We start from the raw sequence: 23,075 nt of genomic DNA on the forward strand, positions 1-23,075 counted from the left end.
GAGAAAGTAACATGCCAGCTTCCATTTTTTCAGAGAACTACAAGATTGCGAACTTTCAAACGGAAATTCACGGGAAAGTGACCCTGCAATTTTTAATTGATAGCTTTATTCAGGTTTCAGAGGATGAATCCGTCGGGTTATCCGTCGGAATTGACGACGTCCAGGAGACAGGGGTGACGTGGATTGTCGTGCAACAAGATCTGCACATTAATCGCTTACCGGCAGCAAACGAACAGGTTCGCATTGAAACCCAAGCGGCGGCCCACACAAATTACTTTGCCAAACGGGTGTACCGCGTTTACGACCAAGCAGAGCATTTATTAGTAGATGTTAATAGCCTGTGGGTCATGATGGATTTAAAGACCCGAAAAATGGTTAAAATTAACGAAGCCATGACGAAACCGTTTGGTAGTGAACACGTGAAACGGTTACCACGGTTGACTAAAATTCCCGAACTAAGTGGTCCGGCAGAGTGGAAAATGACGTATCCGGTGTTATTTAGTGACATTGATTTTAACGGGCACGTTAGTAACACGCACTACGTGGGCTGGATGACGAACACATTGCCCTTTGAATTTTTGCGGGATTACCTTCCAACCGAATTTAGCATTAAGTATGCTGATGAGGTCCGGTACGGCGATCAGGTTACGAGTCAGGCCCAGTTGTTAACGACGGACCCGAATCCAGTCACTATCCACCAGATTGCCGTGGGTGACCGGGTTAGTGCCACCGCTCAGATTAAATGGACAAAGATTACACCAAAGAAGGCGTCGGAATGAAGACTTTAGCAATTGACACTTCGAATCAACCGTTAACCGTTGCGGTCGTTGACGGTGACCGGGTGCTTGCAACTACGACCATTACAACCCAACGCAAACACGCGGCCTATGCAATGGAAATTGTGGAGCGCCTGGTTAAACTAGCTAAGTTAACTCCGGCGGATTTAGAGCGGGTGGTGATTGCCAACGGACCGGGATCCTATACGGGCTTACGGGTAGCAGTGACGATTGGCAAGGTGCTTGCGACCACCCTCGGAATTGAATTGGTGACCGTGTCCAGTCTACAAACCCTGGCGCTCAACGTCACGGCGGAACAGCACCTGGTCGTGCCCCTGTTTGATGCCCGAAACGAGATTTTGTTCACGGCCGTCTACCGGACGAGTCCGACGGGACCAAAACTAGTTGTACCAGAGCAGCACGTAGCGTTAGCTGATTGGCTCCAGCAACTCCAGCAGTTTACTGAACCGCTGACCCTAGTGGGCTCAGACGTTCCGAAGTTTGTGGCCCAGTTTCAGGAGCACCTGAACGTACCAGTACGGACGGTGGCGGGCATTAACAATTTGCCCCAGGCCAGTCAATTGGCTATGTTTGGAGAACAACAACCGCCCGTTGCAGACGTCGACCAGGTGGTTCCAAACTACCTACGGATGACCCAGGCAGAGGCAGAATGGCAGCACAAGCACCCAGGAGAGGGATCGACAGGCTATGTTGAACAAGTTTAAAGAATGGTATCGCAAAAACATTAATGACAAACAGGCGAATCGGATTGACGAGGCCCTTGATTTTAAAAATCGGATTGTGGAAATTTGTGGTATGAAGTATTTTCTCGGGAAGGGGTCAATGACCGACTTGCCGGACCTCATCAAGGTTGACCGAGCAGCTTACGGGAAAAAGGTTAAGTGGAGTCCCAAACGATTTCAGGCGGGGTTAAAGAACCGGGATAATCGGTTTTATCTGATTTTGCGGCACGAAGATGAGTTAGTCGGCTTCATCTGCATTATGATTTCGCGCCAGCAAACCTGTTGTCACATTGAAAACCTGGCCATTTTACCGCAGTTTCAAAAGCGGGGATTAGGCTACTTTTTGACGACGACCATCATTGAACGAGCACGAGAAATGGGCCTGCACTGTGTGATTTTTACGTGCCGAAAAAGTAACGAAAAATCCCAGAGTTTGGTCCAAGACCTTGGGTTTGTCAAGGTGGATGAGAAACCGGATTACTTTGACGATGGCGAAGCCGCCGTTGACTACCGATTGCATTTAGATAAACGAAACTACTTAGCGGCCAACAATTTTGGACGGTAAATCAGAACGACAGAAGCGGTGAAAACATGAAAGCACAACCGAGTTTAATCCTGGCCTTTGAAACTAGTTGTGACGAAACTAGTGTGGCAGTGATTAAGGATGGCAACGAGATTTTAAGTAACGTGGTGGCAACCCAGATTAAGAGCCACCAACGGTTTGGCGGGGTCGTTCCCGAAGTGGCCAGTCGGCATCACATTGAACAAATTACGATTTGTTTGCAACAGGCTTTGGCTGAAGCCCACGTTACGTACGCGGACCTAACCGGAGTAGCAATTACATACGGACCCGGGCTGGTTGGTTCATTATTAGTCGGCATTACGGCGGCAAAGGCCGTTGCTTGGGCGCACCAGCTCCCCCTCATTCCGGTGAACCACCTTGCGGGTCACATTTACGCCACTAACTTTGTGCAACCGGTGCACTTTCCCGCGGTCGCGCTGGTCGTGTCTGGTGGGCATACGGAATTGGTTTGGATGCCAGCCGAGGGTGAGTTTAAAATCATTGGGGAAACCCGTGATGATGCCGCTGGAGAGACTTACGATAAAATTGGGCGCGTGTTGGGGATTAATTACCCCGCCGGCCCGACCGTGGATCAGTGGGCCCACGCCGGTCACGAAACCTTCCAGTTTCCCCGGGCCATGATTAAGGAAGATAACCTGGACTTTAGTTTTAGTGGGCTAAAAAGTGCGTTTATTAACACGGTTCACCACGCGGACCAGGTCGGCACCTCGTTGAATAAACAGGATTTGGCCGCCAGTTTTCAAGCCGCAGTGATCGACGTGTTGGTCACAAAGACCACGGAAGCATTAGCACAGTATCCGGCCCAGGAATTCATCTTAGCCGGTGGGGTAGCCGCGAACCAGGGGTTGCGTTCGGCACTTCAGAAGGCGGTGACCGCCAAAGGAATACCCTTTGTGATGGCACCGCGGAAGCTGTGTGGCGATAACGCTGCGATGATTGGAGCGGCCGGGGCCATGCTGCAACGCCATGGGGCGCATGCGGACATGAGTTTGAATGCCGAGCCCGGCCTGGAATTTGAGTGGCAAGCAGCGGTTCCTCACTAAGTGAAAGCCAATTTAGTCTCTGACAACCAGGATGCTTTAATTTAGTAGTAACTAAAATAATGGTAACTAAAAATCCCGTTCCAACACGATCGTGCTGGAACGGGATTTTTTTATGGTTCATCTAAGGTTTCGAGGTCTAAGCTTGCAGTTTCCCACTGGGATTCAACCGTTTGTTGGGTAGCTTGCAGTTCGTTTAACTGGGTCTGCAGTTCACTGCTCTTGTTAGCATCCTGATAATTTTCTGGTTTGGTCATGGCCGTTTGGACGCTTTGGATTTGCGTTTCGAGGTGACCAAGTTGGGTTTCTAAATCCTGGATGGTTCGTGCTAACTTCCGTTGTTGCCGTTGGATGTCCTTCTGGCGTTGAAATTGTTGCTTTTGGTCGGAAGCAGGGGCAGTTACAACGGGTTGCTCTGGCTGTTCATGCGCCGCAATTTCTGCTTCCTCCGCTTTTTTAGCCCGGTAATAATCATAGTTACCCATGTAGGTGGTTGAGCCCGCGGCGCTCAGCTCAACGATGTGGGTAGCCAACTTGTTGATGAAATACCGATCGTGAGAAACAAACAAAATCGTGCCTTGAAAGGCCAGGAGGGCTTTTTCCAAGACGTTAATGCTATCGACGTCTAGATGGTTAGTTGGTTCGTCTAGGACTAAAAAGTTATCCCGTTCCATGGATAATTTGGTTAGTAACAGGCGGGCCCGTTCGCCTCCCGAGAGATTGGCAACCTGTTTTTCCACCGCGGCACCGCTGAAGAGGAAGCTCCCGAGGATGGAGCGGATGTCACCTTCCGGAGTGGTCGGGTAATCATCCCAGAGCTCGTGCAGCACGTCCTTTTCGGGATGCAGGCGGGCCTGTTGCTGGTCGTAATAGCCGATCTGGACCCCGGTCCCAAAGCGAATCGTACCCTGAAGCGGGGGCAGTTCCCCTACAATCGTTTTTAATAAGGTTGATTTCCCCACCCCGTTGGGACCAAAGATGGCAACGCGTTGTTGCCGCCTTAAGTGCAGGTTGATGGGGTAACTCAGTTCTTGGTGGTAGCCAATGCCGAGGTTCTCAACGTCTAAGACGACCTCTCCACTTTTACGAGCGGGTTGAAAGTGAAAGCGAGCGGTGGCGTGTTGCTGACTGGGTTTTTCCACCCGTTCGAGCTTGGCAAGTTGTTTTTGCCGGGACTGGGCTCGTTTGGTAGTGGAAGCGCGCACCAGGTTTTTCTGGATGAATTCTTCATCTTTTTTAATTTGGTGCTGCTGCTTTTCGTATTTCTTAGCAGCCAGAGTCAACTGGTGTTCCTTTTCGGTTACAAAGAAACTGTAATTTCCGGCGTAGTAGTTTAAGTGGCCGTGGTCTAACTCATAGATGCCCGTTACCGTCTGATCGAGAAAATAACGATCGTGAGAAATGATTAAAAACGCCCCGGCGTAGGATTTTAAAAAGTTTTCTAACCAGGCGGTCGTTTCCATGTCAATGTGATTAGTCGGTTCATCCAGTAAGAGCAGGTCGGGCTTTTCAAGCAGTAGTTTAGCTAACGCTACGCGGGTTTGTTGGCCACCCGATAGTTCACTGATGGGGCGAGCCTGGTCAGCGGGGCTAAAGCCAAACGCACTCATAATGGTCCGAATCTCCGCGTGGTAGCCGTAGCCGTTGTTTCGTGTAAAATCGGCTTGCAACTGGTCGTAAGTTTTTGAAACGGCGGCTAGTTGGTCCGGATCCTGATTAATCTCCGGCTGACTCATCTGGTCTTCAAGTTGATGAAGCCTAGTTTCCATTTCCTGTAAGCCCTTAAACGGGAGCTCTAACTCGGCTTGAATTGTCCGATCGGAATGGAGTCCGGTATTTTGGGGTAGGTAACCGATCGATAAGTTTTGTTTAGTGGTCACGGTTCCAGAGCTAATCGTTTGGGGATCAACCAGCATTTTTAACAGGGTTGATTTTCCCGCGCCGTTTTGGCCGACTAACCCGAGGTGACTGTGGTCATTAATGGTTAAATTAAGATCTTCAAAGATCGCCACGCCATTAAATCGTTTGGTCAGGTGTTGTGCCTGTAAGATAATCATGGTGATTCCTCCTGTCGTCATCTTATCATATTTACCGTTGTGATTAGGCCGGCTAGTCTGAAAAATGCAAGGTGGACGGGGACAGTTGAGACCCCCGATTGGAATTGGCGGAGCGGGGCTAGCGCTAACCAAAAAATTCACAAACTTTTAGTTTGTGGTAGAATGGTAAAAGTGAAGGTACGACTAATTTTAAGGAGGAAACTAGCCAATGGCAGAAGTTAAAATTCCCCGTGCAACTGCAAAGCGCCTGCCGCTCTATTATCGCTATTTAAACATTTTACATGACGGGGGCAAAACACGGGTCTCATCGACTGAGCTAGCTGATGCCATTCACGTGGATTCAGCGACCATTCGTCGGGACTTCTCCTACTTTGGGGCCCTCGGGAAACGAGGTTACGGGTATGATGTTGATAACTTGTTAGAATTTTTCAAGAACATCCTACATCAGGACCGTTTGACCAACTTGGCCCTAGTGGGGGTTGGAAATCTTGGTCACGCCCTGTTGAACTTTAATTTCCATCAGGATAGCAACATTCGGATTTCCGCGGCGTTCGATGTGAATCCAAAGAACGTCAACACGATTCAGGGAGGCGTCCCCATTTACCCGATGGATCAAATGATTAACCAGCTCCGGGACCAACAAATCAGCGTGGCCATTCTAACCGTTCCGGCGAAGGTCGCCCAAGACGTTGCAGATCAAGTTTCGGAAGCCGGGGTAAAGGGGATTTTAAACTTTACGTCCCGGCGCTTGGATGTTCCTGATGACATTCGGGTGCACAACGTGGATTTGACCAACGAATTGCAAACCCTCATTTACTTTATTGATCATTATGATGAAACAACCGAGGAATAGGAGTTACTGCTACAGTAACTCTTTTTTTGAAACTAAATTCTTGCATTTTCCCAGCTGGGGGATTATATTAATAATGTAATTAGCACTTGATGAGTTTGAGTGCTAAAACGTTACTTTATTGGAGGGATTAAGATGTTACAACCAATTGGAGATCGGGTTATTATCGAAGTAGAAGATCAACCAGAAGAAACAGTGGGTGGCATTGTCCTCGCAGACAACGCGAAGGAAAAACCAACCCAAGGCAAGGTCGTTGCTGTTGGAGCCGGACGGGTGCTTGACAGTGGCGAACGGGTCGCTCCAGTAGTTCAGGAAGGCGACAACGTGATGTTTGATAAATACGCCGGCACCAAGGTTAACTATGCAGATCAAGAATACTTGGTAATGCACGAAAACGACCTCTTAGCAATCGTAAAATAAGCGTAACAATGGAACACAAATAAAATCAACATGAGGTGATTAAAATGGCTAAAGAGCTTAAATTTTCAGATGACGCACGGAGCGCAATGCTCAAGGGTGTTGATAAATTAGCTGATACAGTTAAAACGACAATGGGTCCAAAGGGTCGTAACGTTGTTTTAGAAGAAACAGCTGGCGATCCAACCATTACTAACGATGGGGTCACGATTGCTAAGGCAATTAGTTTACCGGACCACTTTGAAAACATGGGGGCTAAGTTAGTTTCTGAAGTAGCTTCCAAGACGAACGATGTTGCTGGGGACGGAACCACTACTGCAACTGTTTTGACCCAAGCAATTGTCAAAGAAGGTATGAAGAACGTCACGGCCGGTGCTAACCCGGTTGGTGTACGTCGGGGAATTGAAAAAGCAACCCAAGCCGCTGTAGACAGTTTGCGGAAGATGAGTCACAAAGTTGAAAACAAAGACGACATCGCACAAATTGCTTCCATTTCTTCCGCTAGCAAAGAAGTTGGAAGTTTGATTGCGGAAGCCATGGAAAAGGTTGGTAACGATGGGGTAATTACCATCGAAGACTCCAAGGGAGTGGAAACCAGCTTGGACGTGGTTGAAGGAATGGAATTTGATCGTGGTTACATGTCCCAATACATGGTTACTGATCAAGAAAAGATGGAAGCCGATCTCGATAATCCATACATCTTAATTACTGACAAAAAGATTAGCAACATGCAAGACATCATGCCCCTCTTACAATCAGTCGTTGAACAAGGTCGGGCACTGTTAATCATTGCCGATGACATTGGTGGCGAAGTATTGCCAACCTTGGTCTTGAACAAGATGCGGGGAACGTTTAACGTGGTTGCCGTTAAGGCCCCTGGTTTTGGTGACCGGCGGAAAGCCCAATTACAAGACATCGCCACGTTGACTGGTGCAACTGTCATTAGTGATGACTTAGGCTTTGACTTGAAAGACACGACCGTCGATCAACTTGGTCAAGCTAATAAAGTAAACGTTACGAAGGATAAGACAACCATCGTAGAAGGCAAGGGTGACAAAGAAGCCATTGCTAAGCGAGTTGCTGAAATTAAGGGTCAAATTTCGACGACCAACTCTGAATTTGATAAGGATAAGTTACAAGAACGGTTAGCTAAGTTAGCTGGTGGAGTAGCCGTAATCAAAGTCGGAGCTGCAACCGAAACGGAATTAAAGGAACGCAAGTACCGGATTGAAGATGCTTTGAATGCTACCCGGGCTGCCGTTGAAGAAGGCTTCGTTCCTGGTGGAGGAACTTCCTTCATCAACATCCTCGCTGATGTAGCTGCCGTTGATGCCGATGGTGACGAACAAACGGGAGTTGACATTGTACGTCGGGCTCTTGAAGCTCCAGTTAAGCAAATTGCTGAAAACGCCGGAGTGGATGGTGCTGTAATCGTTGACCACTTGAAGCAAGAAAAACCAGGAGTTGGATACAACGCTGCGGATGGCAAGTATGAAGACATGATTGCCGCCGGAGTTGTCGACCCAACCAAGGTTAGTCGGTCAGCTTTACAAAATGCTGCCTCAGTTTCTTCATTGTTACTTACGACGGAAGCCGTAGTTGCTGAAGAACCAAAAGAAGACAGTAACGACAACCCAGGAATGCCACAAGGAATGCCTGGAATGATGTAGCCTTTTGGATTAATGAAAAGAAGTGATATTATTATGAAGGAAATCTTTTTTGAATCATCAAATGGGAACGACGGAGTTGTTACTATTGATGGCAATGATTTCGAATTTTCAATGGTTTCAATACCAAAAGGTATTGGTGAAAGTGAAGATCAAAAGCAAATTACTTTCCCTGTTGAATTGCAAAATTATTTAGGTCTTGATGATAATTCTTTGTTATTCACAGACGAAAATGATTTCACATTCACTGGTAAAACTAGTGATGGTGAAGATTATGTTGCAAACATTAATCTGAATTAGGTTAATTATTAAAAGGGAAGTTTACGGAAGTAAACTTCCCTTTTGCTGTTGTCGCGAGCTGGGAGTCGGAGTATAGTAGCAGGTGTATTAAAATGCTAGGAAGCAAATTCAAGATATAGGAGTAAAGTTTCATGTGGCGATATTTAAAGCGTTTAATTATTGGCCGACCACTGAAAAGTACTGATGAATCCGGGCAATCCCTGACGAAATTTAAGGGCTTGGCGCTCTTGTCATCTGATGCCTTATCCTCAGTGGCCTACGGAACGGAACAAATTACGGTAGTCTTGATTACGTTATCGACCGCCGCCCTCATGTATCAAATGTGGATCGGGTTGCTAGTGTTAGTGTTACTAGCAGCCATTACCCTGTCGTATCGTCAAATCATCTATGCTTACCCCTCTGGTGGGGGAGCGTACGTGGTTGCACGCACCAACTGGGGGGAAGGCGCCGGCCTGGTTGCCGGGGGCTCCCTACTGGTTGATTACATGTTAACCGTGGCGGTTTCGACCACCTCTGGAACGGAAGCCATCACCTCTGCCATTCCGAGTCTTTATCACTACCAGGTGCCCATCGCGGTGCTAATCGTGCTGTTTATCATGGTATTGAACTTACGGGGAATGCGCGATTCGGCCGCGTTTCTGGTCATCCCGGTGTACTTCTTTATCTTAATGATTATTTTGATGATCATCATCGGTGGCTATAACATTCTGACGGGGAAAATCGCGTACCACGCGGCTGCGCCGCTGAACGCTTCGGTGAAGGGCATGACGTTGCTGCTCTTCTTCAAAGCCCTTTCGGCAGGGTCAGCCTCCCTGACTGGAGTGGAAGCCATCAGTAATGCCGTTCCTAATTTTAAGCAGCCTAGTCGGAAGAATGCGGCGAATACGTTGGCATTAATGGCCATTATTTTGGCGCTTTTCTTTGGTTCCATCACCTGCTTGAGTTACTACATGGGCATTATTCCCAACGTTAAGGATACCGTGTTGTCCCAAATCGGGAGCGGAGTCTTTGGCCACGGGTTCTTCTATTACATGTTGCAACTTGCGACCGCGCTAATTCTAGCGGTTGCTGCTAACACGGGATTCTCGGCCTTTCCAATCCTGGCCTACAACATGGCGAAGGATAAGTATTTGCCGCACGCCTACCTGGATAAGGGGGATCGTCTCGGTTATTCCAACGGAATTATTTCACTGGCGATTGGAGCCATCACGTTGATTTTGGTTTTCAACGGGAAGACCAATCTGTTGATTCCACTTTATGCCGTCGGGGTGTTTGTGCCATTTACCCTGTCACAGTCCGGGATGATTGTGCACTGGTTCCATCATAAGGAAGGTTTCTGGCCGGGAAAGATGTTCATTAACCTAGTTGGAGCTGGAATGTCTTTGATGCTGGTAGTCATCCTGTTTTCCCTCCGCTTTAGGGACGTTTGGCCGTACCTGATCATCATGCCGTTGATTTTGTACATGTTTTATCGGATTCACAATCACTACGAGCAAGTGGCGCGTCAGTTACGGATTGATAACAAGGATGCCGCCGCCCAAATTCGCAAGTACGATGGGTCAACGGTGATTGTGTTGGTCGGAAACGTGACGCAAGTTACCCGCCAGGCAATCAGCTATGCCACTTCGATTGCGAACCAGGTGGTTGCCGTCCACGTCTCCTTTAATTCTGATCCGGAGAGTGAAAAGAAGATTGAGGACCAGTTTAAGCATGAATATCCAGACATTCGGTTTGTTAACATTCACACTTCATACCGCTCCCTCAACGATCCGGTGCTCCGGTTCTGTGATGTAATTGCCCGCAAGGACGATGAGATTAACTACTCCACGACCGTGCTTGTTCCGCAGTTTGTGCCTCGGCACCACTGGCAACAAGTCCTGCATAACCAAACGGGACTGCGGCTTAGAGCAGCGCTTAATTCGCGGCAAAACATCATTGTCTCAACCTATAACTATCATTTAAGTAATTAAATTTATCCACAAAAAAACCGTTCGGAGAACCGAACGGTTTTTTATATGATTAATTTATAAATGAACCAGATTAGCAAAGATGGGCACGACAATGTCCACCACGATTGAGATAATGACCACTGAGATAGCAGCCATGGAACCCTGCACTTCACCCAGTTGGAGCGCTTTCGCTGATCCTAACGTGTGCCCGGCGGTTCCCAGTCCGAGCCCCACGCCGATTGGATTCTTGAGGTGGAAAATTTTAATTAACCAGTCCCCAATGGCGTAAATGATGACGGCGTTCAAAATGCAGGCCATCGCGGTTACGGCTGGAATACCGTGAATCCCAGCGGCAATTGGCATTGCAACGGCCGTGGTAGCTGCCTGCGGTAACATTGAGGCAATTCCGGCGTTGTTAAGCCCGAGGAGCTTTGAGACAAAGTACATGATAATGACCGAAATGGTCAGCCCAATCACCAGAGCCAGGATGATTTCTATCCAGTACTTCTTCACAATATCATTGCGTTTGAACAGGGGAATGGCAAAGGCAATCGTAGCGGGATACAGGAACCAGAAGATGATGTCACCACCAGGCTTGTAGAGGTTTTTGTAAACCCAGACGACGTCGAGATTAGTTACTTTGGCTAGTAACCAGAGCAAGAACACCCCGAGCACCATGCTGACAAAGAGCGGTTGGAAGAGGAAAAACCCCTTGGTCTTTTTAAACAGCACCGTACCGATTAGATAGACGACGAGCGAGAGGGCGATTCCAAACATCGGCGTCCCCAAGAATTTTAATAATTCAGCTTGCATATGTAACTACTCCTTTCCGGGAAAGAGGCGCTGGCGCAGCCAGATGAGGGCCGTGGCTACGAGAGCCACCGAGACTAACATGACCACCGTTGAGATGATAATCATGACGATCATTTGGAGTCCCGAATGCTTCATGATGTTCAGGTCGGCGGCCAGTTGAATTCCAGAGGGAACAAAGAGAAAGGCCAAGATGCTAATCAAGAAGTTACCGACCTTTTCCACGTGAACTGGTTTGATCAGGCGGAAAGTGAGTAGGAGATACAGCAGGATTAACCCGATGACCGGTGCTGGAACCGGGAAATTTGCGGGAAATAGAGCTGAAATTAAGTAGGAAACAAATAAAATCACGGCATAAATTCCCATTTGCACTAAAATGGGGGCCGCTGGTTGTGAATCTTTAGATGACATGAAAAAACTCCCTTCAATTGTGATTTATTTCACTACCATTATACCAGAGCCCCCGTGAAACGCAATCAGGCTTGGGGGCGTTTCACTGGTTGTTCGACGAATTGCGGCCCCGCACTTTGAATGGTAACGTTGCCGGCCAGGTGATTAGTTAAAGCTGTTTTGAGAGGTTCCAATTGATCCTGGGCCACAGAGGTAGTGACGGTCACCTCCGTTTGAAAATCAACGTTTTGAACTTCAAGGTGGTGGGTAGTTAAAAAATAGGTTAATTGATCATAGTTTTTGTAGCTCACGGTAATTTGCAGGCCTTCGTGCTGGACGATGGCGACGGTTCCAACGGCCGCAATGACTTTTGAAGTGGCGTTACTGTAAGCCCGGATTAGTCCGCCCGCGCCGAGCTTAATGCCGCCAAAGTAACGGGTCACGACGACGGCAACGTCGTGGAGGTGTTCCTGCTTAAGCACCTCTAAAATGGGAACACCTGCCGTCCCGCTGGGTTCCCCGTTATCACTTTCCCGTTGCACGTGGTCGTCTGCTCCAAGCAGGTAAGCAAAGCAGTTGTGGGTGGCTTTTTTGTGCTCCGTTTGGATGCGGGTTAGAAAGTCCGTGGCCTCTGCCTCGCTCTGAACGCGGGCAACGTTAGCAATAAACTTAGACTTTTTAATTTCTAGGGTATGGGTGCCCGCTTTGGTAATGGTTAAAAATGGTTGTGCCATGAGAAGGCTCCTTTCCGTATCTCTGGTAGAGGTGAAGGTATGAACGAACTTGATTTGGCGGGTCGCTTAGTACCCGTGACTGCCGAGCAGCAGCGGGGATGGGCGAATGAGCCTGGGATCCAACTAACCCCCGCGTTGCAGGTATTATCTACTGTTATTCATTGTAACCGATGCCACAATGATTGTGAAAAGGAAGTCAGCCAGCTGCCGACTGGCGACTATTACTGTCGCAACTGTATTAACCTCGGTCGGCTTGACAGTTCCATGGCGCTCGCCACCAGGGCGGAACCGAATGCGTTTCAAGTTGCAGCGACTCCGGTGTTAGCCTGGGTTGGCAAGTTAACGCCCGACCAACAAAGCTGTGCAGCCCAAATTCGCCAGGGCTTTCAAACCCACCAATCCCAGTTACTATGGGCGGTGACGGGGGCTGGTAAAACCGAGATTTCGTTTGTCGGGATTGCCTGGGCGCTGGAGCAGGGTTTACGAGTGGCGATTGCCTCGCCCCGGGTCGATGTTTGTTTAGAACTCTTTCCGCGCTACCAGGCGGCATTTCCCACCATTCCGATGGTGCTCTTGCATGGGCAACAACAAACACCATACTCGTATCGGCAACTAACCATCTGTACGACTCATCAGTTGTTGCGCTTTCAGGCCGCGTTCGATGTGTTAATCCTAGACGAAGTAGATGCGTTTCCCTATGCCGGTAATCCCACTTTGGCGATGGCCACCCAGCGAGCGGTGAAACCACAGGGCGCGTTATTGTTGATGACGGCAACGCCTAGTCGCCAGTTGCAACGGGAGTATCGCGGGCGCATTGCCTACTTACCGCGTCGGTTCCATGGGTTTCCGTTACCCCAATTGCGGTGGCGGTTGGCCTACCGCTGGCGTCACCAGCTAGACCGCGGCCGCTTACCAAGGATTTTAAAGCGGTTGGTCCAGCAGAAAGTGCAGGCCCAGCAACCCTTTTTGCTGTTTGTGCCCCGGATTCGGGACCTGGCGGTGATTGATGGCTACCTAGCTAAGTGGTTTGAAAATCGGGTGCAGTGGGAAACTGTCTACGCGGGTGATGAAGCACGGATTGCGAAGGTGAATAAAATGCGACAGCGGGAGGTTTTGTTTTTAGTGACCACGACCATTTTGGAACGGGGCGTAACCTTTCCCGGGATTGATGTGATTATTTTAGGAGGCGACGACCGGGTCTTTTCGGTGGCCTCGCTCGTGCAAATGGCCGGTCGGGTTGGGCGGAAAGCGACCCGGCCGACGGGGACCGTGGATTGCATCGTGGCAGCCTATACCACCAATGTTATTCAAGCGAGACACCAAATTGCCCAGATGAATCGGAGAGCTCACTCCCATGCGTGAGCAGTGTTTGTGGTGTGCACAACCCCTACGGCAGCAGTTACCAATCTCGTTTTTGCTTAGTTTCAGACCGTATCAGGCTCCAGAATTATGTGCGAAGTGCGAGCGCCTTTTCGCCCGCCCGACCGGTCCCCAGTGCCCGCAATGTGGTCGGTTTCAAGCCACGACGAGTCGGTGTCGGGATTGTCAGGAATGGAACCGCAGGGAGGCAGTCCCGTTAGTAAACCAGGCGCTGTATCCGTATCACGGCCTAATGCAAACCTACTTAGAGCGGTATAAATTTCAGGGCGATTATGCCCTGCGTTCGCTTGTGAAAGCAGCGCTCGTCCAGGCGTGTCAACGCGAGCAGGAGTTAATCGTGCCGGTCCCACTGGCCCCTAAGCAGCTAGCGCTGCGGAAGTTTAATCAGGTAACTGGGTGGTTAACGGACGTCGCTTTCGTCCCCGCGCTCACGGCCAAGCCGAAACTGGTGAGTCAACACCAACAAACCCGCCGCCAACGATTAGCGGACTGGCAACCCTTTGCCCTTAATCCAAACACTAAAGCGCAACTCTCGGGGGCCCGCGTCTGCTTGGTCGATGACGTGTATACAACGGGACAAACCCTCCACCAGGCTCAACGGTTACTTTTGGCAGTCGGGGTGCGACAAGTTCGGAGTGTGACGGTAGCCCGGTAATTAATTGTTATTTGAGTGCATATTAACTATAATAAAGGTTGAGTGTGAAATAGTGGTAGGCAAAAAAGGAGATCCGGATTATGTTATCATTTAATGTTCGTGGCGATGACGTCGATGTTACCCCTGAGGTACGGCAAACAATTGAGCAGCAGGTCGAACAGCTTAATGCGGAACTAGCAGAGGGCGTCGATGCGGTAGCACACGTTAATTTAGTTGGGTATCCGGATCAACTGATTAAGGCTGAAATTACGATTATCTTTCCATTTTTATTACTCCGCGGAGAAGCAACGAGCAACCAACTCAAGACGAGCGTTGCAAATGCGGTGGCTCAAATCATGGACCAAATTAAGCGGTACCGCACGAACGTTAACCACCACGCCGAACAGGTCGGCCACAAGCCCCTGTTCAAACCGGAGGAGACTCCGGCGGTCACCCTTGATGTGGTCCGAAAAAAACGGATTCCGTTAAAGCAAATGGATTCAGAAACCGCGATTTTGCAAATGAACTTACTGAATCATGATTTTTACGTATACAAAGACATTAATAACGAAACGATTAACATCATTTACCGGCGTAACGATGTTCACTACGGTCAGATTACGACGGAAAGTTAATGCTTGGTAGTCGAAGAGCTCTCAAAAACTTATTTTTGGGAGCTTTCCTTTTCTAAGCGTAATTAAACTGATTTTAATTAAAGTGGGAAAATGTTAAAATTAAAAGTATCTAGACAACCGTTTACAAGAAATTCAAATGGAAACAATGAGGAGATTTAAAGCATGGCAACGAACGTATTAAAAAAATGGGTCGAAAGCGATAAGCGGCGCATCAAACAACTGGGCCAGCTTGCCGACCAAGTGAGCGCTTATTCAGAAGAATATCGCAACCTGAGTGATGCCGACTTACAGGCTAAAACCCCAGAATTCAAAGAACGCTACCAACAAGGGGCTAGTTTAGATGACTTACTGCCCGAAGCCTTTGCGGTCGTCCGTGAGGGAGCCCGCCGGGTCTTAGGAATGACCCCGTTCCGGGTACAAATCATGGGGGGAATTGTGCTCCATGAAGGAAACATTGCTGAAATGAAAACCGGGGAAGGGAAAACCCTGACGGCCACGATGCCGGTTTACCTGAATGCTTTATCAGGCAAAGGGGTTCACGTGGTTACGGTTAACGAATACCTATCAGCCCGGGATGCTGAACAGATGGGAGAACTGTACAACTGGTTAGGACTTTCGGTGGGGGTAAATACTGCCGAAAAGAATCCCGAGGAAAAGCGGGCGGCCTACAACGCTGACATTACGTACTCCACTAACAGTGAAATTGGGTTTGACTACCTGCGCGATAACATGGTGGTTTACAAAGAAGACCGGGTGCAACGCCCCTTAAACTTTGCGTTAGTTGATGAAGTAGATTCAATTTTAATCGATGAGGCGCGGACACCGTTGATTATCTCTGGGCAAGCTCAGGGAGCTAACGAACTGTACCGGCAGGCCGATCGCTTTGCCAAGACCCTGACGGCGAAGGATGATTTCAAGGTCGATTTGGAAACCAAGACGGTTTCGTTAACCGAACAGGGGATCCAAAAGGCCGATCAGTTCTTCAACTTAAAGAACATTTATGACACTGATAACACGGCTTTGACCCACCACATTGACCAGGCCTTACGGGCTAACTACGTCATGGAACGGGATAAGGATTACGTGGTGAAGGATGACGAAGTGCTCATCGTGGACTCCTTTACCGGGCGGATCATGGAAGGTCGGCGGTTCTCGGACGGTCTGCACCAGGCCTTAGAAGCGAAGGAAGGCGTGACCATCCAAGAGGAAAGTAAGACGATGGCCAACATCACGTACCAAAACCTTTTCCGGCGGTACAGTAAGTTAGCCGGGATGACGGGAACGGCCAAGACCGAACAAGAAGAATTCCGGGAAATTTATAACATGAACGTGGTCAGCATTCCGACCAACAAGCCGGTGGTTCGGGTTGACGAACCAGATGTGTTATATCCCACCCTTCAATCCAAGTTTGATGCGGTGATTGCGAAGGTTAAAGCCCTCCACAAACGGGGACAACCAATCCTGTTGGGGACTGTGGCAGTGGAAACGTCTGAATACCTCTCCAACCGGTTAGACCAAGAACACGTTCCCCACGTGGTTTTGAATGCCAAAAACCACGCTAAGGAAGCAGACATCGTGGCGAATGCCGGGCAAAAGGGTGCCGTTACGATTGCCACTAACATGGCCGGGCGGGGAACCGATATTAAACTCGGACCCGGGGTCGTTGGCGTTGGTGGACTGGCCGTAATTGGGACCGAACGGCATGAATCGCGGCGAATTGATAACCAACTCCGGGGCCGGGCCGGGCGGCAAGGTGACCCCGGTTATTCCCAATTCTATCTGTCACTGGAAGATGATTTGATGCGGCGGTTTGGTTCGGAACGAATCAAGAACGTCCTAAACACCCTTAAAGTGGAAGACGACGATGCCGTAATCAGAAGTCGGATGATTACCAAACAGGTCGAATCTGCCCAAAAGCGGGTTGAAGGAAATAACTATGATTCGCGAAAGAACGTGTTGAAGTATGACAACGTGATGTCAGAACAACGGGACGTGATTTACGGCGAACGAAACCGGGTAATTGAAGAAAATCAGTCCCTACGTTGGGTAATTATGCCAATGGTCGAACGCACGATTGACCGGATTGTTTCCCTGCATACCCAGGGGGACCCTAAGGATTGGCATTTGGATACGATTGTTGATTTTGCCGCTAGTTGTCTGGTAAGTCCCAATGAAATTAGCATTGACGACTTAGAAGGTAAGAGCGCAACGGAAATCAAGGATTACTTGACCCAGTTGGCCCGCAATGCCTACGATGAAAAGGCCCAACAATTCCCAGATCCGAGTCAGTTACTGGAATTTGAAAAGGTGGTTATTTTACGGGTGGTCGATGACCACTGGACGAATCACATTGACGCCATGGACCAACTACGAGAAGCGATTGGGCTCCGTGGTTACGGTCAATTAAACCCGCTCGTTGAATACCAACGGGAAGGGTTCCGGATGTTTGAAGAAATGGTTGCGGACATTGACTATGACGTGACCCGACTCTTTATGAAAGCAGAAATTCGCCAAAACATTCAAAGATAACCAAAAAACGAAGGACTGCGGTTCTTCGTTTTTTCGAATCAAAGACGATGCAAACAAGGAGTAGATGCAGATGGAATTAAGTACAGCAAAAGCCAAAGTGGCGAAAATCAACGACGCCATTAGTAACTTTGGGAGGTCTCTTTGACCTCGACCAGTTGAACGAAGACATTAGTATTAACGAGGCAAAGATGGCTCAACCGGGTTTTTGGGATGACCAATCGGCGGCTAAAGCGGTGATTGAAACGACCAACCACTTGAAACAAAAGTACGATCGCTTTCACGACCTACAGGAAGCAGCGGAGAATCTAGCGGTGAGTTTGGAGTTGTTGACGGAAGCAGATGATCCGGAGTTACACCAAGCCTTTGAACAGGACCTGGCCCAGACGGAACAAGACCTGGAAAGCTACCAGTTAAACCTGCTCTTAAACGGGAAATACGACCACAATAACGCGATTGTGGAAATCCATCCCGGAGCCGGGGGCACCGAAGCCGAGGACTGGGCGGAGATGCTCCTGCGGATGTATAACCGCTGGGCGGAACAAAACCACTTTCAGGTGGAGGTGGACGACTATCAACCGGGTGAAGTGGCTGGGCTCAGTAGTGTGACGTTGACGGTGCGCGGGGAAAATGCCTACGGTTACTTACAAGCGGAAAAGGGGATTCACCGGTTAGTTCGATTATCCCCGTTTGACTCGGCCGGTCGGCGCCACACGTCGTTTGCGTCGGTGGACGTGATGCCAGAACTAGATGACAGCGTGGAAGTTAACATTAATCCGGATGACCTCCGGGTTGATGTCTTTCGTTCTAGTGGGGCCGGGGGACAGCACATTAATAAGACGTCCTCTGCGGTCCGAATCACCCACTTGCCAACTGGCATTGTCACGGCCAGTCAGGCGCAACGATCTCAACTTCAGAACCGAGTTACGGCGTTGAATATGTTAAAATCAAAGTTGTACGAACGCGAAGAACAAAAGAAGGCGGAAGAAAAAGCTAAACTGGCGGGCACCCAGTTAGAGATTGGCTGGGGATCGCAGATTCGCTCTTACGTTTTTCATCCGTATACAATGGTTAAGGATCACCGGACGGGCCACGAAACCGCGAACGGGAAGGCCGTAATGGATGGTGATTTGAATCCATTTATTAGTGATTACTTGCAGTGGAAGTTGCAACAGAATAACGAATAAGGATGGCAATTATGCAACAGTTAGAATTTAACATTTTATTTTTCTTCATCATGCCGGCCTTTTGGCTGGGAATCGTGCGCACGCTGATCGATCACCACGTGCGGGTCAAACGGGAACGCAACTTGTATGATACCGCCATCAACCCCAAACACAGTGAGCTTCGAACTTTTTTGATAGCAACCCTGGGTCTGGGAATCGTGGGGTCTTTGCTCTCGTTTGCCTTTGGGATTGAAGTTTCCTACGCGTGGATCTTTGTATACGAAGTGTTGATCGCGCTCATGCTGATTATTCCCGGATTCATGGTTCCGTTTGCCGGAATGGGCGTTTCGATGCTGTTGATCCTGCTCTTTGGGAACAATTTTTATACGCACGTGTTAGACGGGGACTTTCGGTTAACCCTGCAAAACACCATGCCGGTTGGGATGAACTTCTTGGAACTGTTAACGGTGATGCTGGTGCTCCAGTACCTCTTCTTGAAGTTTAACCGGAACTCGGTAACCTCTCCGGTTCTAAAGAAAAACATCCGGGGAAATCGGGTTGCATCGTATCTGTTTAGTAAGTTCACCGTGTTTCCCTTGGTTTTCTTGGTTCCCGGGCAATTATTTGTTGCTAATAGTCCCTTCTGGCCGGTCTTTCGGTTATTTGGGAGCAAGGTGACGATCCTAGTGGTGCCATTCTTAATTGGTTACCGGTTCAAATTCAGCAGTGACATGTCGGCCACGATCTTAAAACGAATGGCGAATGCCACGGGTTGGTTAGCCTGGTTAAGTTTAGGGTTAACTATTGATGCCTTCCTCTGGAAGAACCTTTGGTTTGAGGTTGTGGCGATTGTTGTAATTCTCTTGGCTTACGGATTGGTGTTGTATCACTACCACCGGGTCGACAAGCGTGCTTCCAACCAGCAAGTTGAACAGGCGGTTGATGGAATTCGTATTCTAGCCGTGAAACCCAACACCCCCGCTAGCAAAATGCACCTGCAAGCCGGGGACTTGATTTTGGAAGTGAATGGACAGCCAGTTCGCAACGAAACGCAACTGTATCAAGCCCTGCAAAGTAGTCCCACGTTTTGCCATTTGAAAGTAAAGAATCAGGCCGGGCAGTTAGAACTCAAAGATTCGGCCATCTACGCGGGCACGCCCCACGAAATTGGGATTGTAACCTTTCCCAGTTCAGAAACAGGAGGAAATTAATGAGAGTACTTAGTCGTTGGATCATCAACTTCATTTTATTAGTGGCGTTTTCAACCATTTTTTCGGCTTCGTTTTACATTAGTAGCTGGGAAGTTGCCCTCGGGGCCGCTGCGGTTTTAACGTTGTTACAGGTTTTGATTAAGCCGCTATTGTCGCTGTTATTTTTACCGATTAACATTTTGACCTTCGGGTTATTTAACCTGGTTTTAAATGCGTTAATCTTGGAATTAACCGCCTTTTTAGTCGGCCCAATGATGAGTTTTTCGTCATTTGGAATGGTATTGGTCATTTCGTTGTTAATGTCAATTTGTAACTACTTTATTACGCCAAACGTGTAGCCGAGGAGGATTTCCATGAGAAGTGTGAGTGTCAAAGAACTAGTTGATAACACGCATTTAAGTGTATTTTCGGGGGCAGATGATTTAGATCGACCGATTACCACGAGTGACATTTCACGACCGGGGTTGGAACTAACCGGGTACTTTGCGTACTATCCGTCGGAACGAATTCAGTTACTGGGAATTACGGAAACCTCCTTTGCTAAGCACCTCGAGGAGGCCGAACTACAGGAGTACATGACGAAAATGTGTCAACCAGACACGCCAGCCTTTGTGGTTTCCACTGACATTGAACCCCCAATCGAACTGGTGAAGGCAGCGAAGGCCGCCCACATTCCGATTTTGGAGTCCAAGCTGAATACCTCGCGGGTCTTAAGTAACATGACCGACTACCTCGAAGAAAAACTGGCGCCCCGGCAATCAATTCACGGGGTGTTGGTCGAGGTCTACGGGGTCGGGGTATTGATTACCGGCGACTCTGGCATCGGGAAGAGCGAAACGGCGCTCGAACTGGTCAAACGTGGGCACCGGCTGATTGCCGATGACCGAGTGGAAGTGCACCAGCAAGACGAACAGGAATTAATCGGGCAAGCGCCCCAGATTCTGAGCCATCTCCTAGAGATTCGGGGAATCGGGATCATTGACGTGATGACCCTCTTTGGAACGGGAGCGGTTCGGTCGGAAACCCGGATTGATCTCATCATTCACCTTGATGTCTGGGAAAAGGGGAAGAAGTATGATCGCTTAGGAACTGGGAATGCCCACCAACAAATTTTTGATGTGGAAGTTAAACAGTTAGACATTCCGGTTAAGCCTGGTCGGAACTTGGCGATCATCATTGAAACGGCCGCCATGAACTTCCGGGCAAACTCCATGGGATACAACGCCACCAAAATGTTTGACGACGAACTGAATGGTCTGATCAAAGATCACAGCCAGCCCCAGTCACCACAACAACACGACGAAGGCCAGTAGGGAGGACGAAGTAACATGTTTGTAATTGGTGCTTTAAATCCCATCGCCCTGCAGTTCGGACCGTTGACCGTCCGCTGGTATGGGCTCATCATCGCTAGCGCGGTGTTAATTGCAGTCGGACTAGCGATGCGGGAGGTTCGTCGCCAGGGGCTCAATGAAGACGTAGTTTATAATCTCATCTTAGGGGCCATTCCGGTGGCCATTGTGTCGGCACGGTTGTATTACGTCGTTTTCCGTTGGGATTACTACGCCAAGCATCCGGGCGAAATCATCGCAATTTGGGATGGCGGGATTGCCATCTACGGAGCCTTGTTAGGAGCAGGGCTCTTTATTTGGTGGTTCTGCCGGCGCCATGGGTTATCCCTCTGGCAGGTCTTTGATATTGCCGCCCCTACAGTAATCATGGCCCAAGGAATTGGGCGGTGGGGGAACTTTATGAATCAGGAAGCATACGGGGCAGTAACCACGCACCACTTCCTGGCGCAACTGCATCTGCCCACCTGGATGATGCAACAAATGTTGATCGGGGGCGCGTACCGGCAACCCACTTTTTTGTATGAATCCGTGTGGGATTTAGTGGGCTTTGCCTTATTAATGACCATGCGCCACGCTCCGCGTTGTTTTAAACGGGGCGAGCTTTTTCTAACTTACGTAATGTGGTATTCCTACGGCCGATTTTTCACCGAAGGGATGCGGACGGACAGCCTGATGTTAGGTCCCTGGCGGATTTCACAGGTTCTGTCAGTCCTCCTCTGCGTGGGGGCCATGCTCACGATCATTTATCGGCGGCGCCATGATGCAAACTTACCGTGGTACGACGTAGTTAACGCTAAAGGAGATAGTTAAATGACAGAAAAAATTGCCGTGTTAGGCGCCGGTTCATGGGGAAGCATGTTAGCGGCGATCTTGAATGAAAATGGACACGAAGTGCAACTATGGACGCGCAGTGCGGCCCAAGCCGATGAGTTAAATCAAAAGCACACGAATCGTGCCTACATTCAAAATTACACCTTTCCAGAAAACCTCCGCGCTTCGACTGATCTAGAGACCGTCCTAACGGGGGCCACCGAGATCCTGTTCATTGTTCCTGCCCAGGCGACGCGGGCTGTGGCCACGGAGGTTGATCGGATTTTAGCCAAGCTAGGTCAGCGACCAGCGCTGATTCACGGGAGCAAGGGGTTAGAAACTACAACGCACCTGCGGGTCTCCCAAATCTTGGCGGAGACGATTAGTCCCGAGCACCGGACTAGCATCTCTGTGATTTCGGGTCCAAGCCATGCCGAAGGGGTGGTTAAGCACGATCCGACCTTGGTTACGGTTGCTAGCGATGATTTTGATGCGGCGCAACGGTTCCAACACCTCTTTATGAATGACTACTTTCGGGTCTATACCAACGCCGATGTGATTGGGGTTGAATTTGGGGGTGCTTTGAAAAACATCATTGCGCTCGCTTCTGGAGCCTTGGCTGGCCTCGGATATGGTGACAACGCCCGGGCAGCGTTAATGACCCGGGGCGTGGCTGAAATCTCCCGGTTGGGAGTTAGTTTTGGCGCCAATCCGCTGACTTTCGCGGGGTTATCCGGGATGGGGGATGTGATTGTTACGGCTACCAGTACGAATTCGCGGAACTATCGGGCCGGCTACCAACTGGGCCAAGGAGTGCCCCTAGCGGACGTGGTTGCGAACATGGGCATGGTGATTGAAGGGATTGCCACCAGTCAATCGGCCTATGAGTTAGCACAAACCACTGGGATTTCGATGCCGATTACCGAAGCAATTCATGCGGTGTTAGAACAAGAAGAAACGGTGGAAACTGCCATTCACCACCTCATGACCCGTGAAGGACAAGCCGAAAACGGTTAATTGGGTTCGTGAGCAAAATTATTACTAACTT

General features: G+C 49.2%; 23 protein-coding genes. 19 read left to right on the top strand and 4 right to left on the bottom strand.

Features of this window, described 5'->3' with window-relative positions; translation table 11 throughout:
- Positions 1 to 11: 11 nt before the first annotated feature.
- From M3M35_RS06510 to tsaD, 4 genes are read left to right on the top strand one after another with little or no spacing between them, the layout of a single operon-like run.
- Positions 12 to 779, top strand: a complete 768-nt coding sequence (locus M3M35_RS06510; RefSeq protein WP_252749839.1) for an acyl-[acyl-carrier-protein] thioesterase — start codon at positions 12 to 14, stop codon at positions 777 to 779.
- Positions 776 to 1,501: a tRNA (adenosine(37)-N6)-threonylcarbamoyltransferase complex dimerization subunit type 1 TsaB gene (tsaB, locus tag M3M35_RS06515; RefSeq protein ID WP_252749840.1), complete on the top strand. Its 726-nt coding sequence runs from the start codon at positions 776 to 778 to the stop codon at positions 1,499 to 1,501. The genes M3M35_RS06510 and tsaB overlap by 4 nt, the downstream gene beginning before the upstream one ends.
- On the top strand, positions 1,485 to 2,084 hold the full coding sequence (locus tag M3M35_RS06520; protein ID WP_252749841.1) for a GNAT family N-acetyltransferase: 600 nt from the start codon (positions 1,485 to 1,487) through the stop codon (positions 2,082 to 2,084). Before tsaB ends, M3M35_RS06520 begins: the two co-directional genes overlap by 17 nt.
- Before the next feature lie 26 nt (positions 2,085 to 2,110).
- A complete protein-coding gene (tsaD, locus tag M3M35_RS06525) occupies positions 2,111 to 3,145 on the top strand; it encodes a tRNA (adenosine(37)-N6)-threonylcarbamoyltransferase complex transferase subunit TsaD (protein ID WP_252749842.1) in 1,035 nt (344 codons plus the stop codon).
- Between the two features lie 110 nt (positions 3,146 to 3,255).
- Here tsaD and M3M35_RS06530 read toward each other — a convergent pair whose 3' ends face one another.
- On the bottom strand, positions 3,256 to 5,199 hold the full coding sequence (locus M3M35_RS06530; RefSeq protein ID WP_252749843.1) for an ABC-F family ATP-binding cassette domain-containing protein: 1,944 nt from the start codon (positions 5,197 to 5,199) through the stop codon (positions 3,256 to 3,258).
- Between the two features lie 208 nt (positions 5,200 to 5,407).
- Here M3M35_RS06530 and M3M35_RS06535 point away from each other — a divergent pair, with 208 nt between their 5' ends.
- The 5 genes from M3M35_RS06535 to M3M35_RS06555 all read left to right on the top strand — a co-directional run bounded on the left by M3M35_RS06535 (position 5,408) and on the right by M3M35_RS06555 (position 10,403).
- Entirely contained in the window at positions 5,408 to 6,052 is a 645-nt protein-coding gene (locus M3M35_RS06535; RefSeq protein ID WP_252749844.1) for a redox-sensing transcriptional repressor Rex, read from the top strand.
- A gap of 132 nt (positions 6,053 to 6,184) precedes the next feature.
- Positions 6,185 to 6,469: a co-chaperone GroES gene (gene groES / locus M3M35_RS06540; RefSeq protein ID WP_252749845.1), complete on the top strand. Its 285-nt coding sequence runs from the start codon at positions 6,185 to 6,187 to the stop codon at positions 6,467 to 6,469.
- Between the two features lie 44 nt (positions 6,470 to 6,513).
- On the top strand, positions 6,514 to 8,136 hold the full coding sequence (gene groL, locus M3M35_RS06545) for a chaperonin GroEL (protein WP_252749846.1): 1,623 nt from the start codon (positions 6,514 to 6,516) through the stop codon (positions 8,134 to 8,136).
- A 12-nt stretch (positions 8,137 to 8,148) separates the two neighbouring features.
- Positions 8,149 to 8,433 (top strand): hypothetical protein, encoded by a 285-nt coding sequence (locus M3M35_RS06550; RefSeq protein ID WP_252749847.1) that lies wholly within the window; start codon positions 8,149 to 8,151, stop codon positions 8,431 to 8,433.
- 131 nt (positions 8,434 to 8,564) lie between these two features.
- Positions 8,565 to 10,403 carry an APC family permease gene (locus tag M3M35_RS06555; protein WP_252749848.1) on the top strand — a complete coding sequence of 613 codons (1,839 nt, stop codon included), beginning with the start codon at positions 8,565 to 8,567 and terminating at the stop codon, positions 10,401 to 10,403.
- Between the two features lie 54 nt (positions 10,404 to 10,457).
- On the opposite strand, the gene lrgB is transcribed toward M3M35_RS06555, so the two are convergent.
- The 3 genes from lrgB to M3M35_RS06570 all read right to left on the bottom strand — a co-directional run bounded on the left by lrgB (position 10,458) and on the right by M3M35_RS06570 (position 12,316).
- Positions 10,458 to 11,195, bottom strand: coding sequence for an antiholin-like protein LrgB (lrgB, locus tag M3M35_RS06560; protein WP_252749849.1), 738 nt, complete (start codon positions 11,193 to 11,195; stop codon positions 10,458 to 10,460).
- Between the two features lie 6 nt (positions 11,196 to 11,201).
- Entirely contained in the window at positions 11,202 to 11,603 is a 402-nt protein-coding gene (locus M3M35_RS06565) for a CidA/LrgA family protein (RefSeq protein ID WP_252749850.1), read from the bottom strand.
- A 65-nt stretch (positions 11,604 to 11,668) separates the two neighbouring features.
- Complete coding sequence (locus M3M35_RS06570) at positions 11,669 to 12,316, bottom strand: YigZ family protein (RefSeq protein WP_252749851.1); 648 nt, start codon at positions 12,314 to 12,316, stop codon at positions 11,669 to 11,671.
- 39 nt (positions 12,317 to 12,355) lie between these two features.
- Between M3M35_RS06570 and M3M35_RS06575 the strand changes: the two genes are divergently transcribed.
- The 10 genes from M3M35_RS06575 to M3M35_RS06620 all read left to right on the top strand — a co-directional run bounded on the left by M3M35_RS06575 (position 12,356) and on the right by M3M35_RS06620 (position 23,044).
- On the top strand, positions 12,356 to 13,678 hold the full coding sequence (locus M3M35_RS06575) for an ATP-dependent helicase ComFA (protein ID WP_252749852.1): 1,323 nt from the start codon (positions 12,356 to 12,358) through the stop codon (positions 13,676 to 13,678).
- Positions 13,679 to 13,730: 52 nt separating this feature from the next.
- On the top strand, positions 13,731 to 14,351 hold the full coding sequence (locus M3M35_RS06580) for a ComF family protein (RefSeq protein ID WP_252749853.1): 621 nt from the start codon (positions 13,731 to 13,733) through the stop codon (positions 14,349 to 14,351).
- A gap of 80 nt (positions 14,352 to 14,431) precedes the next feature.
- On the top strand, positions 14,432 to 14,965 hold the full coding sequence (locus tag M3M35_RS06585) for a ribosome hibernation promotion factor (RefSeq protein WP_252749854.1): 534 nt from the start codon (positions 14,432 to 14,434) through the stop codon (positions 14,963 to 14,965).
- Between the two features lie 162 nt (positions 14,966 to 15,127).
- Positions 15,128 to 17,494 carry a preprotein translocase subunit SecA gene (secA, locus tag M3M35_RS06590; protein ID WP_252749855.1) on the top strand — a complete coding sequence of 789 codons (2,367 nt, stop codon included), beginning with the start codon at positions 15,128 to 15,130 and terminating at the stop codon, positions 17,492 to 17,494.
- Between the two features lie 70 nt (positions 17,495 to 17,564).
- Positions 17,565 to 18,678 (top strand): peptide chain release factor 2 gene (gene prfB / locus M3M35_RS06595; RefSeq protein WP_252749856.1). Its coding sequence is split into 2 segments (ribosomal slippage): positions 17,565 to 17,636 and positions 17,638 to 18,678, totalling 1,113 coding nucleotides; the frame shifts between segments, so codons are not numbered across the junction.
- 2 nt (positions 18,679 to 18,680) lie between these two features.
- The gene (locus M3M35_RS06600; protein ID WP_252749857.1) at positions 18,681 to 19,868 is read left to right on the top strand and encodes a PDZ domain-containing protein; all 1,188 of its coding nucleotides are present in this window, start codon (positions 18,681 to 18,683) and stop codon (positions 19,866 to 19,868) included.
- Positions 19,868 to 20,206 carry a phage holin family protein gene (locus M3M35_RS06605; RefSeq protein WP_252749858.1) on the top strand — a complete coding sequence of 113 codons (339 nt, stop codon included), beginning with the start codon at positions 19,868 to 19,870 and terminating at the stop codon, positions 20,204 to 20,206. Before M3M35_RS06600 ends, M3M35_RS06605 begins: the two co-directional genes overlap by 1 nt.
- Before the next feature lie 15 nt (positions 20,207 to 20,221).
- On the top strand, positions 20,222 to 21,181 hold the full coding sequence (gene hprK / locus M3M35_RS06610) for an HPr(Ser) kinase/phosphatase (protein ID WP_252749859.1): 960 nt from the start codon (positions 20,222 to 20,224) through the stop codon (positions 21,179 to 21,181).
- Between the two features lie 15 nt (positions 21,182 to 21,196).
- A complete protein-coding gene (gene lgt / locus M3M35_RS06615; RefSeq protein ID WP_252749860.1) occupies positions 21,197 to 22,027 on the top strand; it encodes a prolipoprotein diacylglyceryl transferase in 831 nt (276 codons plus the stop codon).
- Positions 22,028 to 23,044, top strand: coding sequence for an NAD(P)H-dependent glycerol-3-phosphate dehydrogenase (locus M3M35_RS06620; protein ID WP_252749861.1), 1,017 nt, complete (start codon positions 22,028 to 22,030; stop codon positions 23,042 to 23,044).
- Positions 23,045 to 23,075 lie beyond the last annotated feature (31 nt).

The sequence above is a fragment of the Fructilactobacillus myrtifloralis genome (assembly GCF_024029335.1).
Taxonomy (GTDB): Bacteria; Bacillota; Bacilli; order Lactobacillales; family Lactobacillaceae; genus Fructilactobacillus; species Fructilactobacillus myrtifloralis.